The sequence below is a fragment of the Nostoc sp. JL34 genome, from assembly GCF_017114945.1.
Lineage (GTDB): Bacteria > Cyanobacteriota > Cyanobacteriia > Cyanobacteriales > Nostocaceae > Nostoc.
The window spans coordinates 66,436-80,543 of the sequence record NZ_JABXKQ010000135.1; the positions used below are offsets into that span (position 1 = coordinate 66,436).

Sequence of the window (14,108 nt, forward strand, 5' to 3'; positions counted from 1 at the left end):
AGTGTAAAGTTTCTGAAGTCTCTTAGCACGCCAAAAGCTGAAAAGCTTTCCAAAAAACTCCTCTTTACTAAAATCCCAAAATTACTAGTTGGGAGAGAAGTTCTGAGTGAAGGCTTCTGCCGATTCAGAACTTCGGGATTTATCAACCGCAACCGACTTTTAGGAACTTGAGATTGTATGGCCAACGTTTCCGACTGGTTTGAGGAACGCCTAGAAATTCAGGCACTCGCCGAAGACGTTACTAGCAAGTACGTCCCTCCCCACGTCAATATCTTTTACTGCCTCGGTGGAATTACCCTGGTTTGCTTTCTCATCCAGTTTGCCACTGGATTTGCCATGACGTTCTACTACAGGCCAACAGTCACTGAAGCTTTCTCCTCAGTGGAGTACATCATGAATGAAGTAAACTTCGGTTGGCTAATTCGCTCCATCCATCGCTGGTCTGCCAGCATGATGGTATTGATGATGATTTTGCACACCTTCCGGGTTTATCTGACTGGTGGTTTCAAAAAGCCCCGCGAACTGACCTGGATAAGTGGTGTCATCCTGGCTGTGATTACAGTTTCCTTTGGAGTAACCGGCTATTCCCTACCTTGGGATCAAGTTGGCTACTGGGCTGTAAAAATCGTTAGCGGCGTACCAGAAGCAATTCCTGTGGTTGGAGTTCTGATTTCCGACCTGTTGCGCGGCGGTTCTAGTGTTGGTCAAGCAACACTAACTCGTTACTACAGCGCACACACATTTGTACTGCCTTGGTTAATTGCAGTCTTCATGCTGTTTCACTTCTTGATGATCCGCAAGCAAGGCATTTCCGGGCCTTTGTAATCTCAACTATTAGCGAAAGGCAACATTTGTCAGTTTTCAGATCAAGTTGTTTGTTTTAAACTGATGAAACACAAGAAATTAATTGCACATAAGTTCCAAAAAACAAACCCTTGTATCTGGAGCCGAAAGCTGTAGAAAACCTCCAGGCGGCTAGACCGGAGATTAGACACAAGTGCTGCCGCCTGTTGATTGCCTAGTAGCTGATAGCTTTCACAAATGCTTTAATTTAACTTAAGCAGGAGAGCACATTTCAAAATGTCAACACAAAAAAAACCTGACCTGAGCGATCCTCAGTTAAGAGCCAAACTCGCTAAAGGCATGGGTCACAACTACTATGGTGAACCCGCTTGGCCTAATGACTTACTTTACGTCTTTCCAATTGTGATCATGGGTTCCTTCGCTGCGATTGTGGCTCTAGCTGTGCTAGATCCCGCAATGACCGGTGAACCAGCAAATCCTTTCGCCACACCATTGGAAATTTTGCCGGAGTGGTACTTGTATCCAGTCTTCCAAATTTTGCGATCGCTTCCTAACAAACTTTTAGGAGTGTTAGCAATGGGTTCCGTACCAGTGGGGCTAATCCTCATTCCCTTTATTGAGAACGTGAATAAGTTCCAAAATCCCTTCCGTCGTCCAGTTGCAACCACAGTATTCCTCGTTGGTACCCTTGTCACCCTGTGGCTGGGTATTGGTGCTGCTTTGCCATTGGATAAATCTTTGACCTTGGGACTATTCTAAATTAGTCACTACAAAGTGCTTTGACGCCTGTGAGTTTCAAGAGCAAGATGTGCTTTTGAAAACAATCAACAGGCGTCAATTTTAACAAGAGAGGCAGGAGGTATGAGGAATACTGCCCTCTGCTTCAGTAAAGCGATCGCAAAGAGCAAAGGTTTAAGTTAAAAGCACCAAAATCTACGATACGATTTGGTGAGCCAGCGTGCAGAACAGAGGGTTTCCCCATGAGCGAATGCGTTAGTGAAGCGCTCTTAGTGTACAGCGGTAGCGACTGTGCGTAGTGTCACTCCTAGGGGAGCTTAGAATTAGATGATGGGGTTGAAAGACAATAGATAAATTCCTGCCTCTTGCCTCCTGCCTTCTTCAATAGTTCAGATTGCATCTGGGATCTGAAGTTTTGGATGGAAAAGCTATTCCAAAATCTCAAATCACTCAGAGTTAACAAATACAAACATTTTTCACTTACTTAACGTAAGTTGCTAGTTACAACCCTCCGAATGCCAAAATCGTTCATGTTTTGTATTTTGGTACACAGAATATGTCAATTTAGATTTTTTTATGTCAGAGAAATTTTGCGAACAGCGCAGAATTTAATAACTAGCAACTTAGGTTTACTTATATTCAAGTCACAGTTAATGCTTAGTATAGTGCAGCAAGACCATCTGACTGTTAAGAGCGAACTCAGGCTCTTAAACCAGGTGCAAGAATGGTTTGAGCAATTTTGTCTGCAACACTTGTCTCAACTTGGCTGGTCAAAAACCCAACTTGATCGCCTCAATTTAGCATTAGCAGAAGGCTTTACCAACGCTGTTCGTCACGCTCATCATGCTTTACCGCCGGAAACAACCATTGAGATTAACGTTTATCTCTGGATTGACCGACTAGAGATTAGAATTTGGGATTATGGAAAACCTTTCAATCCTGATGCGATCGCAGAACCAGCCCCAGGTACTCTGCAAGTAGGTGGGTATGGATGGTTTCTTCTCCGGCGGTTGGCTGACCGGGTTGTATACGAACGTGGTGCAGATGGTAGAAATTGCCTGCTCATCGTCAAATACTCTGTAGAAACACAAAAGTAAGTAAAAGTGAAATAGTCAAGGTTAAAGGAAGGTAAGAATACTTCTGATGCAAATTTTGGCTTTTGAACTGAGGCGGAGCGTAGAGAAGGAATATCGGCAAGGTGTGAGGGCTTACCTTCTCTACGAGACGCTCTTGCTAGCTTGCGGGTAAAAGTACGGAATATTTGCCCACAGTTAAGCCACTCACCTTAAAACAGAAGTAGTTTATGCTGAAATATATTGTTATTTGATTGATAAAAGTATACTCCTTTTTCAATATTATTTGAATTAGAGGAATATGTTTTTTACGTGAAATTACTTAGTTATTATGATTTTTTTGTAAAATTTCAAAGAAGACTTTTGTATAAAAAGAATTAGTGAATACAGTAAAGATAGCATTCGAGTTACACTAGCTGCCTTGTTAAGATTTGTCAGCAGTGTTGAGAGTCTTAATTTTTGTTCTCCAACAAGTGCCATTTAGTGCTTAAAGACATAGAGAGAATAGGGGACATATGACTAAGACAGCCCTAATTACAGGAATTACTGGTCAAGATGGCTACTATCTCAGTCATTTGCTCCTCAACCGTGGTTATCGAGTTGTAGGATTAGTACCCCCACATCGACAACCTAATTTGACAAAACTGGGAACACTGGCAAATCAGGTAGAAATTTTTACGGTTGACTTGAGGGATAATATGGCGCTGTTGACCGCAGTTGAACAACTGCGTCCCCAAGAAATTTACAATTTGGCAGCTCCCAGTTTTGTACCCGACTCTTGGAACGACCCATTAGGAACTCTGGATTTGATCACTGGTACAGCTACCAGGCTCTTGGAAGCGGTACGAAAAGTTGGTTTGTCTACCAGATTTTATCAAGCCAGCAGTTCAGAAATGTTTGGCGATGTCTTCCTCTCGCCTCAAAATGAGGAAACTCCTTTTCGTCCTAAAAATCCCTATGCTGCGGCTAAGATGCACGCCCACTGGACGATGGTGCATCACAGACAGCGCTATGGACTATTTGCCTGTAGCGGAATTTTATATAATCACGAGTCTCCTCTACGCGCACCTCAGTTTGTCACACGAAAAGTTTCTTTGGCTGCTGCATCAATTAAATTGGGTTTAACTGACACATTAGAAATGGGTAATCTAGAGGCCAAACGCGATTGGGGCTTTGCTGGAGATTACGCAGAAGCAATGTGGTTAATGTTGCAAGCTGATGAACCAGAAGAATATGTAATTGGGACTGGGAAACTGCACAGTGTTAGAGATTTAGTTACCACAGCCTTTGAGTCTGTCGGATTGGATTGGACACACTATGTAGTCCTAAATACTAGCTTATTGCGAGAAGATGAGCATTTTCAACTAGTAGCTAACCCCAGTAAAGCTAAAACAAACCTTGGCTGGGAAGCCCAAGTGAGCTTTGAGGAACTTTTAGAAAAAATGGTAAAAACGGATTTGGAGCGTTTACAAAGCGGTGTGTTGGATGAAGTCCTTGCCGCAGGCATCGCCCCTTTACCACGAGTGTAAATAACCTAACATGCATATCACTACAGTCACAGAAAACCTGAAGTTAGGTGATAAAGTTAACAAAAAAACAAACCATATCTTCGTATTTTTAGAAATTTTTGCCCACGAAGGTGGTATTCAATCATATATAAAAGATATTTTTCGCGCCTATCTGGGATTGAGCCAAGACTACAAGGGAGAAGTCTTTTTGCTGCGAGATAGTCCTGATAGTTTAAATCCGTTTGAAGACGAGAACTTAAAATTTCATTACTTTAAAAATCAATCTCCCCAAATAGGGAGACTGCAAATGGCAGCAGCTTTACTGAAGTGTCTGTTGCAAAGCCGTCCGCAGCAAGTGTTCTGCGGTCATATTAACTTAGCAGTATTAATCCAAACTCTTTGCCAACCCTTGGGGATTCCTTACACCGTGCTAACTTATGGCAAAGAAGTCTGGGAACCGCTGAAAAATCAAGAACGTCGCGCCCTAACATCAGCAGATAGAATTTGGACAATTAGTCGCTACAGCCGCGATCGCGCTTGTGTTGCTAATAGTCTAAACCCGAAAATGGTACAGATGATGCCTTGTGCAATTGATGGAGATAAGTTTACTCCTAGTGCCAAACAGCCAGCATTAGTCCAGAAATATGGCTTCACTGGTTCTAAGGTGTTAATGACAGTAGCGCGGTTATGGTCAGGAGATATTTACAAGGGTGTAGATGTCACGATTCGGGCGTTACCACAAATCGCTCAAGTTTACCCAGAAGTGAAATATTTGGTAATTGGTCGCGGTGATGACCAACCACGATTGGCGCAGCTAGCAAAAGATTTAGGTGTGAGCGATCGCGTTGTGTTTGCCGGTTTCGTTGCTACAGAAGAACTAATGGAACATTACCGCCTTGCTGATGCCTATATTATGCCTTCACAAGAAGGCTTTGGCATTGTTTATCTAGAAGCAATGGCTTGTGGAGTACCAGTATTATCCGGTGACGACGATGGTTCCGCTGACCCCTTACAGGATGGTAAACTGGGATGGCGAGTCCCACACCGCAGTCCTGATGCTGTAGCAACGGCTTGTATAGAAATGCTTCAAGGGGATGACCAGCGATGTGATGGAGAGTGGCTGCGAGAACAAGCGATCGCTCTGTTTGGCATAAATGCCTTCCAACAACACTTGCAAAAAATGCTTCTATCTTCAGTTTTGAGTCCCAATAACAAATGACTAAAATCGCTATCCTAGAAGGAGAGCAGGACGAAATTTAAATAATGAGCTTTAAGTCATTTCAATTGAATCTTTTAAATCTCCGCCCTTGGCTAACCCTGCTGGCAGTTATTTGGTTGCTGGCATCAGTGGGCTTGGGTTGGTTAGTCAATTCATTGCTAATTATTTTCGGGTTGCTGTTGTTGGCACCTATTGTGGCTTTTTTTGGCTTTCGTTGGTGGCTGCAACGCAACTTGGTTGCCGATCAGTGTCCCGTCTGTGGATATGAATTTACAGGTTTAAATAACAGTCAGTTGCAATGTCCTAACTGTGGAGAGTCACTGTTAGTACAAAATAGTCATTTTCAGCGCTTCACACCAGAAGGCACTATTGATGTCACTGCTGTGGAAGTTCCAGCGAAATCACTGGAAGATTAGTCATTGGTCATTAGTCATTGGTCATTGGTCAAGTTACTAATGACTAATTGCTTACACATTCAGAGCAAGCTATTTTTGTCAATTAGTATTTATGCTGATAAAAAGTTCTAAATAAGGTATTAAACTAACTTTCGTAGTGACTTTTTCGGGGAATAGTGAGGGATGCATTTCAAGACAAAGCGTAGGCGTAGCACGTCGTAGGCATCGCCTCACCAAAAATTGTGTTTTCTACCCCCGTTTTCGACCACATTTTAAGCATTATTACTTGTTCACCAATTGTATATGAGTTTAACCTGTCAAGAATACTAATGACCAATGACCAATGACTATTTATTTCTTTGCGAGATTGAGAGGGTATAGCTATACTCTCGTTGGGATAGTTCGCCCACATACAGCGAGTATTTTCCTGCCTGCCAGTAACCAGAAAGTTCTGACTTACCTCCAGAGTAACTATCTGCTAGTACACAAAAGCGCCCCCCTGGCCCGTCGATCAACAGCGTTGGCTTTCCTTGACTCTCTACTGTTAATCGCAAATAAGGTAATGACTCTGTAACCTGGATAACTTGATTAGGTTCAGTGGTAATATTGCCACAATTACTTTTGACAGTTCCCCCAGACTTTCCGTTCAAAATCAATGGATCTGGTTGGGAATTCCGATTAATTTGGATTGTTGGTGTCTGTGCCAAATTAGCCTCAGTGAAAACCAAACTCATCGCCAAAGCTGTGGGAATAATTGCAAGTAGCCTAAGCGTCTTCATTTTCATTAATGCTCCAGATTTTTTTAGAGCAATATTGTTGTTATACAGTCTGATTTATATAGACGACAGCAATCCCTCTTGGTTCCAAAAACTCTCGTATAAAGTAATACCAGGCAGTTAAGGATTATTTGTGAAGATTTGATAGGTGTATATAGAGATGTTGCATTGCAACGTCTCTACTATTGATGTCTAGAAGGCAACAAATAAAACATAATTTTTCCCTGTCCAGAAAGGTCTTGCACGCACAGACATTAGCTAAAATCACTAAGACAACCATCAAAAATAGAATTTGGTTAGTCTATTGTTGAATAAGTATGCTACTGAGGTAGGAAAGATTGATGAATCCTCAACCAGAAGAAGACTTACAGCGTCGCCTCAATAAGCTAGAGGCAGAGATTAATTCCCCGCCTGGGGTGGTTTCACAAGAACAAAAACAAACGCCTCAGTCTGTTTTTGCCAGTTTAAACTTGCAAGTGGAGCGATTTCAGATTTGGTTCAACAGCTTATCTGGGGCGAAAAAGCTGGTAGTTTTGGGTGTGACGGTGCTAGTAGGCTTGGCGATGCTGCAAGCAGTGTTTAAACTAGTTGCATCTGTAATCAGTCTGGCACTTTTGGCAGTGTTAGTGTATGTTGGATACAAATTTTTTGTGTCTGGTAGCTTTCAACGTAAACAATAAGTTGATATGCATTTACTTGGCACTCTGCACGGAGTTATGAGGGTCAGAAGCCAGAATACAAAAGGCTTCTGACTTATGACTCCTAAATCCTATTTCAATATGCTTTTCTTTTTGCTGACTAGCTTAGTCTATTTTAATTGTGCCGATCGCGGCGTAGACATAATATCAAAGGGAATTATACGATGACGTCACCAATTGTCAGGAGAACTAGTAATCAATCTGGTCAGTCAAAAAAACCGGAAAGAGCCAATTCGCTGTTGCTAGCAAGCAGGCGTTTTGCAGCTTGGGCGGCTGAAATCACACTAGTGGTTACTAGTGGGTTGATTCCCTTCGGCATTGGTGTCTATGCCAATTCTAGAAGCGATCTGAATCGAGTACCGCTTAACCCTGTGTTGGTAGTAACGGAAAGAGCGATCGCCAGACCTCTGGCTCTACCTGTGAGTTATGGCATCCGTAACGTTGCATGGCCGACTAATATTTTGTGGACAATCGCCCTGTTAGCGCCTGTAACTCTCTCGTGGTGGCAATTGTATTTACTAGCTAAGACTGGTAGCACAATTCCTAAACGTTGGTTAAAAGTGCGGGTTGTCAACGAGCAAGGGAAGCCACCTGGTTTGGGGGCAGTTGTGATTAGAGAAGGCATTGGGCGTTGGACTGTACCCATTTCCATCGCTTATCTGCTGTGGCGTTACAGCTTTGCTTTTCCGAATTTAGGATTATTCACATTTTTGTCCTTGTTAATGATTGTGGGTGAAGGGATAGGCTTACCGTCGCGTCGGGGGCGTCGCGCACTCCACGATCAACTTGCAGGCACTTATACAATAGATACACTCTTAGCTAGCAATAAACAAGCTCAGTCTGCTGGTGGTAATGATGAAGCAGAAGAATGGCAAGAGGGAAATGAAGAATTAGCAGCAGGAGAAATCAGCCAGTCGCCTAATCTGTGGCGGCGGATACAGCAAAATCCCAATCTAACTTTGTTTGGGGTAGGGCTGACGAGTATGACTGCTGTGTTGGCAACTTTAATTGGCACTCAAGTTTATATCCAAATTCAACAATCCCAGCGAGCAACTAAACAAATCAACAGCCAACAGTTCCTCGAACTTGTCAAACAATTGAGTCCCAACTCTGGGGTAACTAATGAGCAACGCCAAAGTGCAATTCTGGCTATGGGTGGTCTTAATGACCCACAATCCATTAAATTTCTGGCGGATCTCTTGGTTAGCGAAACCAACCCCAGCCTCTTAGATACGATTCAACAAGCTTTGACAACTGTCGGGCCGCAAGCCATCCCGGAACTAAAAAATAAGAATCAGTTTTTGGTCAGTGAACTGGAGTCTGTGGGTAGCACTGCAACCAAAGAGCGGGAATTGCGGCAAGGGCGGCTACAAAGAAACCAGCGGACAATCAACAAGATTCTCTCTGTTTACAGTGGTAAAATTGAGGGTCTTGACCTTAGTAGCACCCAATTAGGTCAAAGCGGTACTCCCGGAAGTTCCTTCTTCAACTTGGTACTGGACAATCTTGATTTATCAGGAGTTAAGTTTAAATCTGCAAATCTTAACCAAGCCAGCTTTAAGGGTAGCCGCTTCCGGGGTGCAGGTGAGGATGGACGCTGGGATACCTACGACGATGTAATGGCTGATTTAAGCCAAGCTCAGTTGCAGCAAGCCAATCTTACTGATGCTAACCTTAGTCGTGTATTGATGAACCGTACTGACTTAAGCCGCGCCACTCTCAACAGAGCCAACTTATCCAACGCGCGTCTGTATGACGCTAAACTCAATAGCACCCAACTAGTAGGAGCCGATCTCCGAAACGCAGTTTTGGAAAAAGCCAGCTTAACTGGGGCTGATTTAGGCGATGCTAAATTGAACGAAGCCAATCTGTACGCTGCGCGTTTAGGTCGCGCCACTGCCATTGGAACGCAATTATCCTTTGCGAATTTAGCTAACACTGATTGGCAAGGGGCAGATTTATCAGGAGCGTATTTGGATCGTGCTAATCTCAGCAATGCTAACCTGAGTGCCACTCGTCTAGCTGGTGCTGTTTTGCGTTCTGCCCAGATGGAAAACGTTAACTTGCAAAATGCCGACCTGAGTCTTGCAGATTTACGGGGGGCAAATGTCGCTGGAGCAGATTTTAAGGGGGCAATTCTCGCTCCTAGCAAACAAGATCCAGCAGATCAATTTGTCCAAACCCCAGATTTAGGCTCAGTATCTGCCGTAGTCCAAGGGGTTGATTTTTCTCAAGCCAAAAATTTAGATGCCAAGCAATTAGCGTACATTTGTACTCAAGGAGGCATTCATCCCCGTTGCCCGTAGAATGGGGACTGGGGACTGGGGACTGGGGACTGGGGACTGGGGACTGGGGACTGGGGACTGGGAGATGAGGAAGCAGGGGAGCAGAGAGAGAATAACCGATGCCCAATTCCCCATACCCAATGACAAATGACAAATGACAAATGACAAATGACAAATGACAAATGACAAATGACAAAATGGTGTGAGGAGTTAGGTTATGAAATATATTCCATATTTGGTTTCAGTTCTGGGGGCTGGCTTGGTCTTGAGTCTAGGGAGTCCGAAACCGGCACAAGCTCAAGTAGCCTATGGCAGTTATATCGGTATCGGCCCCACTATTGGTATTACCGATGGTATCCAATTCGGAGGGGTGATAGCGGGACGCTACAAGCTTTTAGAAGCGCCAATTTCACTCCGCGCCCAAGTCTTAATTGGTAATAATACGGCAGTTGTACCAACGGTTTCTTACGATTTACCTCTTAACTGGCAAGCTGATGCCTACCTGGGCGCTGGATTAGTGTTGGCTGGTGGTGGTGGTTCTTCTCCTGTGGGCGACAAAATTAGTTTTGCTTTACAACCGGGCATTGATTATATGATCCCAAATAGCAATACTGTCCTTTTTGGCAATGCTATTATTGCTTTTGATGCTTACCGAGATAGCAGTGGTACAGCTATCTCAGTACAAGGTGGTGTTGGTTTGAGATTTTAATGAGCAGAGGCTATCCCTAAGAAGCGTTAAACTTCATTGCAAATTAAGAAGTTAGTCCAAACAACGTGATAGTTTTTGGTCATGAAGAGAGACAGCACAGGATTAACACAGGAGAACACAGTGGCAATGGAATCAAATTTATTAACGGATGCGGGCGCAGATGAAATGAATCAAGATTTCAGTGAATATGTCGCCAACCTACAACTTCACATGACTCTGCAAGCTCGCAATCTTGTTCCAACCCTGAAGCAAACACTGGTAGATAGTCGCCAGCAATTACTCCATCAAACCCAAGCCAACTTTGAAAAGCTAGTTTCTCGACAAGGGCTATAAAATATATACAAATTTTAATCAAAATTCAAATAAAATAAGGGCAGATGTTGTTGGGTCAATGCCAATGGTGTTCTCACAAGGTCTGCTTTTTCTGCTTTTTAAGTATTAAGTTACTAAAATCACCCTTTTGGCACAATGGTAGAGAGCAGAAACTAGTTAAGATTATTATTGCAGCAGTTCCTTTGAAGAGCAGTTAGTTAAGGCTAAATGTCGGCTCGAATTAAAATGACTTCATTACTTCCCCGAAACCTCAACGTTGTTATTCGACCAGTCCAATACCGGGATCTGGACGGGATTGAGCGCATAACTCAAGAGTCATTCGCAGCCCTCACTCCGAAGGGAGCAGGTTTTGCCATCAGCCAGATGCAAAGGCTGCGTCACTGGTATGGGTTACTCAAATTGTTAAGTTGGTTTCCTAACCCGCTACAGTATCGCCTCTGTGCTTATGTCGCAGAACAAGGGCGGATACTTCTAGGGATGATTCAAGTGTCACCCTTTAACCGGACACGCAGCACTTGGCGGATCGATCAAGTGCTACTAGAACGTGGTGTCGATAAACAAGGAATTGGTTCGCAACTTTTGCGTCATTGCTTTGAGTCGATTTTGGAAGCTCGCACTTGGCTACTGGAAGTTAACATCAATGACATAGAGGCACTGGCACTATATCGGCAAAATGGATTCCAGCGTCTGGCAGAAATGACGTACTGGGAAATTGGGCCAGAATTACTAGCTGAATTGGCACAAGCAGAGCCAGACTTGCCTAATCTCTTGCCAGTAAGTAATGCTGATGCCCAGTTGCTATATCAGCTAGATACGGCATCTATGCCACCTCTGGTACGTCAGGTTTTTGACCGCAACACCCGCGACTTTAAAACCAGCTTGTTCGGCGCTTTAACTGATGCAGTGAAGCAATGGCTGACCAAAACAGAAGTAGTCAGTGGTTACGTATTTGAACCTCAACGCAAAGCTGCGATCGGTTATTTTCAGGTGCAACTTGACCGTAAGGGTGAAGTTCCCCATGCCGCAACGCTGACAGTTCATCCTGCTTACACCTGGCTATATCCAGAATTACTATCTCAACTAGCTCGCATTGCCCAAGATTTTCCCCAGCAAGGGTTGCAACTAGCCTCCTCAGATTATCAGGCAGAGCGAGAAGAGTATTTGGAGCGAATTGGGGCAAAACGCATAGAACATACATTGGTTATGTCTCGCTCTGTGTGGCACAAGCTACGGGAGTCGAAATTCGTCTCCTTAGAGGGAATCCAGTGGACTGATATGCTGCAAGGTTTACAACCTGCACGTAAACCCATACCAGGTGGGATGTCATGGATACAACCAGGAAAGCTGCCATCCTCAGATAAACCACAGCCAAATAAGTCAGAACCGAGTAACTTTTCAGGAAAAAACCCTAGCATAGAAGCATCGCCGATTGCTGAATCAGCAGATGCACAACAGGAGAATTAGTGTGATATCCCAAGGGCAAGCAAAACCGTTTATTTCAGCTTTGGGACTAGATTTCGGTCGCAAGCGGATTGGTGTAGCTGGATGCGATCGCACGGGTTTAATTGCCACGGGAATCACCACTATTGATCGTACATCTTTTGAGCAGGATGTCGAGCAAATTCGGCAAATAGTTAATGAACGTGAGGTGCAAGTTCTAGTTATGGGCTTACCCTATTCAATGGATGGCTCACTAGGATTTCAGGCTCGTCAAGTTCAGAAATTTACTACAAGACTTGCTAAAGCACTGAACCTGCCTGTGGAATATATGGATGAGCGATTAACTTCATTTCAAGCAGAGCAACTGCTGATAGCTGAGAACCGCTCCCCGTCACGCCATAAAGGTTTGATTGACCGCAAAGCAGCCGCTTTAATTTTGCAACAATGGCTGGATGTAAAGCGTGCCAATTCTCGCAATTCAGTTGCGGCTATTGAATATTGATACCTTTTAACATGATATTCTAAAAACGATTAGCCAGTAGTTGTATTTACGTATAAAGCTATTTGGTTGACATAATATGTCATTAATATAGTTAAGCGATTTTCAAACTTGCTGGTATTTATTAAATTTCTACATTTCGGCTATGTTTTCCCCTCCATTTCCTGAAGAAAATGATAACGCTCATGCAGGTTCCATCACTTTAACCGATGACAAAGGGCGATCGCTCGACTGTTACATAGAGCATTCCCTGGAGGTAGATGGACAAGAATACGTTTTACTTCTTCCTGTAGACTCACCTGTAGAAATTTTTTCTTGGGAAGGTGACGGTGAGGAAGAAGAAGCAGTTCTGGTAGAAGACGACACTATCATTGAGCAAATTTTTGCTAATGCTCAAGCTGTACTATCTGAGCAGAACCTGATATTAAAGAACACAGCCTATGCTCTGACAGTTGCAGGTGATTTACCGCCGGTTGAAGAATCAGAACTCTTCACCTTAGAAATCGAAGACGAAGAGGCAGATTTAGAGCCAGAGCAATTACAGCTACTCGCTAGCTTCTATGATGAAGATCAGGAGTATGCAATTTATACACCCCTTGATCCCCTGTTGTTTTTTGCACGCATAGCGAAAACAGGTGAACCTGAATTACTCTCTCCAGAGGAGTTTCGCAAAGTACAACCTCTGTTAGAAGAACATCTTTTTAATGAAGTTGAATAAGATTAAAAATTCAAAATGTTACATTTTCATTTTGAATTTTTTAATTGTGAATTTTCCTTTTCAGCACAATCTACTTAAACCTTTTACCATGTCTCATGAAATGTGGAAGCAATGAAACACTAACACTGAAATGTGACGATTAGTTTAGTATTGTTTAAAATCCTGGAAAAAGCATTTTAGTTGGTAGAGATTTTTCATCAAAAATCAAAAATCAAAAATTGGTATGAGGGGCTGAAAATGGCTTATAGCGATTTTACATTAAGTAAATTTAAAAAGTCATTCAGCATCCGCATTGATGAAGAAACTGATTTATGTGCTGACATAGAACCTTTACAGGCAAGTGAGAAACTCAAAAATTCTTTAGAAGAAACTACAGAATTGGCTTTAGCAATTAATACTGAAAAAGCTCGTTCAGAAATGATTATCACTCCGATATTATTGGAGGTAAGACGCAGGGCTAATTATCCAATTAGTTTATTTTCGGGAACAGATTTTAATGTAGATGCAGAAAACGGTCTGAATGGCTATTGTGACTTTATCATTAGTCGTTCTAAAGAGCAACTAACGATTAATGTGCCTGTGGTGGTTATTATTGAAGCCAAAAATGAAAATATTAAAGGTGGATTAGGTCAATGTGCAGCAGCAATGTTGGCAGCACAATTGTTTAATCAACAAGAAGGAAATGAAATCAGAAAAATTTACGGTGCAGTGACAACAGGGGATATTTGGAAGTTTTTGAAGTTAGAAGAAAATGATATATTTATTGATTTGAGTAATTATTACATCAAGGAAATAGATAAGATTTTAGGAATTTTATCTCAAAGTGTTCAGGGAGATATTCCAGAATTGAGTTCGACTAACTAAACTATATTGGGTTATGCTCATTTGTCTTAGCTATCTACATTTGACTGTT

15 protein-coding genes are annotated in these 14,108 nt (G+C 42.8%); 14 read left to right on the forward strand and 1 reads right to left on the reverse strand.

Annotated elements, in window-relative coordinates:
* Positions 1-177 precede the first annotated feature (177 nt).
* The 6 genes from petB (at position 178) to HWQ44_RS24435 (ending at position 5,758) form a co-directional block, all read left to right on the forward strand.
* Positions 178-825, forward strand: coding sequence for a cytochrome b6 (petB, locus tag HWQ44_RS24410; protein WP_094332660.1), 648 nt, complete (start codon positions 178-180; stop codon positions 823-825).
* 255 nt (positions 826-1,080) lie between these two features.
* Positions 1,081-1,563 (forward strand): cytochrome b6-f complex subunit IV, encoded by a 483-nt coding sequence (gene petD / locus HWQ44_RS24415; RefSeq protein WP_104907753.1) that lies wholly within the window; start codon positions 1,081-1,083, stop codon positions 1,561-1,563.
* Positions 1,564-2,195: 632 nt separating this feature from the next.
* Entirely contained in the window at positions 2,196-2,639 is a 444-nt protein-coding gene (locus HWQ44_RS24420) for an anti-sigma regulatory factor (RefSeq protein WP_292724166.1), read from the forward strand.
* Between the two features lie 491 nt (positions 2,640-3,130).
* Positions 3,131-4,144, forward strand: a complete 1,014-nt coding sequence (locus HWQ44_RS24425) for a GDP-mannose 4,6-dehydratase (RefSeq protein ID WP_292724168.1) — start codon at positions 3,131-3,133, stop codon at positions 4,142-4,144.
* A gap of 10 nt (positions 4,145-4,154) precedes the next feature.
* Positions 4,155-5,342, forward strand: coding sequence for a glycosyltransferase (locus HWQ44_RS24430; RefSeq protein ID WP_292724172.1), 1,188 nt, complete (start codon positions 4,155-4,157; stop codon positions 5,340-5,342).
* Between the two features lie 44 nt (positions 5,343-5,386).
* The gene (locus HWQ44_RS24435) at positions 5,387-5,758 is read left to right on the forward strand and encodes a hypothetical protein (RefSeq protein ID WP_292724174.1); all 372 of its coding nucleotides are present in this window, start codon (positions 5,387-5,389) and stop codon (positions 5,756-5,758) included.
* 326 nt (positions 5,759-6,084) lie between these two features.
* Here HWQ44_RS24435 and HWQ44_RS24440 read toward each other — a convergent pair whose 3' ends face one another.
* A complete protein-coding gene (locus HWQ44_RS24440; protein ID WP_292724176.1) occupies positions 6,085-6,516 on the reverse strand; it encodes a hypothetical protein in 432 nt (143 codons plus the stop codon).
* A 338-nt stretch (positions 6,517-6,854) separates the two neighbouring features.
* Between HWQ44_RS24440 and HWQ44_RS24445 the strand changes: the two genes are divergently transcribed.
* The 8 genes from HWQ44_RS24445 to HWQ44_RS24480 all read left to right on the forward strand — a co-directional run bounded on the left by HWQ44_RS24445 (position 6,855) and on the right by HWQ44_RS24480 (position 14,059).
* On the forward strand, positions 6,855-7,193 hold the full coding sequence (locus HWQ44_RS24445; protein ID WP_292724179.1) for a hypothetical protein: 339 nt from the start codon (positions 6,855-6,857) through the stop codon (positions 7,191-7,193).
* Positions 7,194-7,375: 182 nt separating this feature from the next.
* A complete protein-coding gene (locus tag HWQ44_RS24450) occupies positions 7,376-9,517 on the forward strand; it encodes a pentapeptide repeat-containing protein (RefSeq protein WP_292724181.1) in 2,142 nt (713 codons plus the stop codon).
* A 196-nt stretch (positions 9,518-9,713) separates the two neighbouring features.
* On the forward strand, positions 9,714-10,205 hold the full coding sequence (locus HWQ44_RS24455) for a hypothetical protein (protein ID WP_292724184.1): 492 nt from the start codon (positions 9,714-9,716) through the stop codon (positions 10,203-10,205).
* Between the two features lie 126 nt (positions 10,206-10,331).
* Positions 10,332-10,538, forward strand: coding sequence for a hypothetical protein (locus HWQ44_RS24460; protein ID WP_069068445.1), 207 nt, complete (start codon positions 10,332-10,334; stop codon positions 10,536-10,538).
* 207 nt (positions 10,539-10,745) lie between these two features.
* The gene (locus HWQ44_RS24465; RefSeq protein WP_292724187.1) at positions 10,746-12,002 is read left to right on the forward strand and encodes a GNAT family N-acetyltransferase; all 1,257 of its coding nucleotides are present in this window, start codon (positions 10,746-10,748) and stop codon (positions 12,000-12,002) included.
* Positions 11,983-12,480 carry a Holliday junction resolvase RuvX gene (ruvX, locus tag HWQ44_RS24470; RefSeq protein WP_292724190.1) on the forward strand — a complete coding sequence of 166 codons (498 nt, stop codon included), beginning with the start codon at positions 11,983-11,985 and terminating at the stop codon, positions 12,478-12,480. The genes HWQ44_RS24465 and ruvX overlap by 20 nt, the downstream gene beginning before the upstream one ends.
* A gap of 142 nt (positions 12,481-12,622) precedes the next feature.
* Positions 12,623-13,195 carry a DUF3727 domain-containing protein gene (locus HWQ44_RS24475; RefSeq protein ID WP_292724193.1) on the forward strand — a complete coding sequence of 191 codons (573 nt, stop codon included), beginning with the start codon at positions 12,623-12,625 and terminating at the stop codon, positions 13,193-13,195.
* Positions 13,196-13,432: 237 nt separating this feature from the next.
* The gene (locus HWQ44_RS24480) at positions 13,433-14,059 is read left to right on the forward strand and encodes a hypothetical protein (RefSeq protein WP_292724253.1); all 627 of its coding nucleotides are present in this window, start codon (positions 13,433-13,435) and stop codon (positions 14,057-14,059) included.
* The last annotated feature ends 49 nt before the right edge of the window (positions 14,060-14,108 follow it).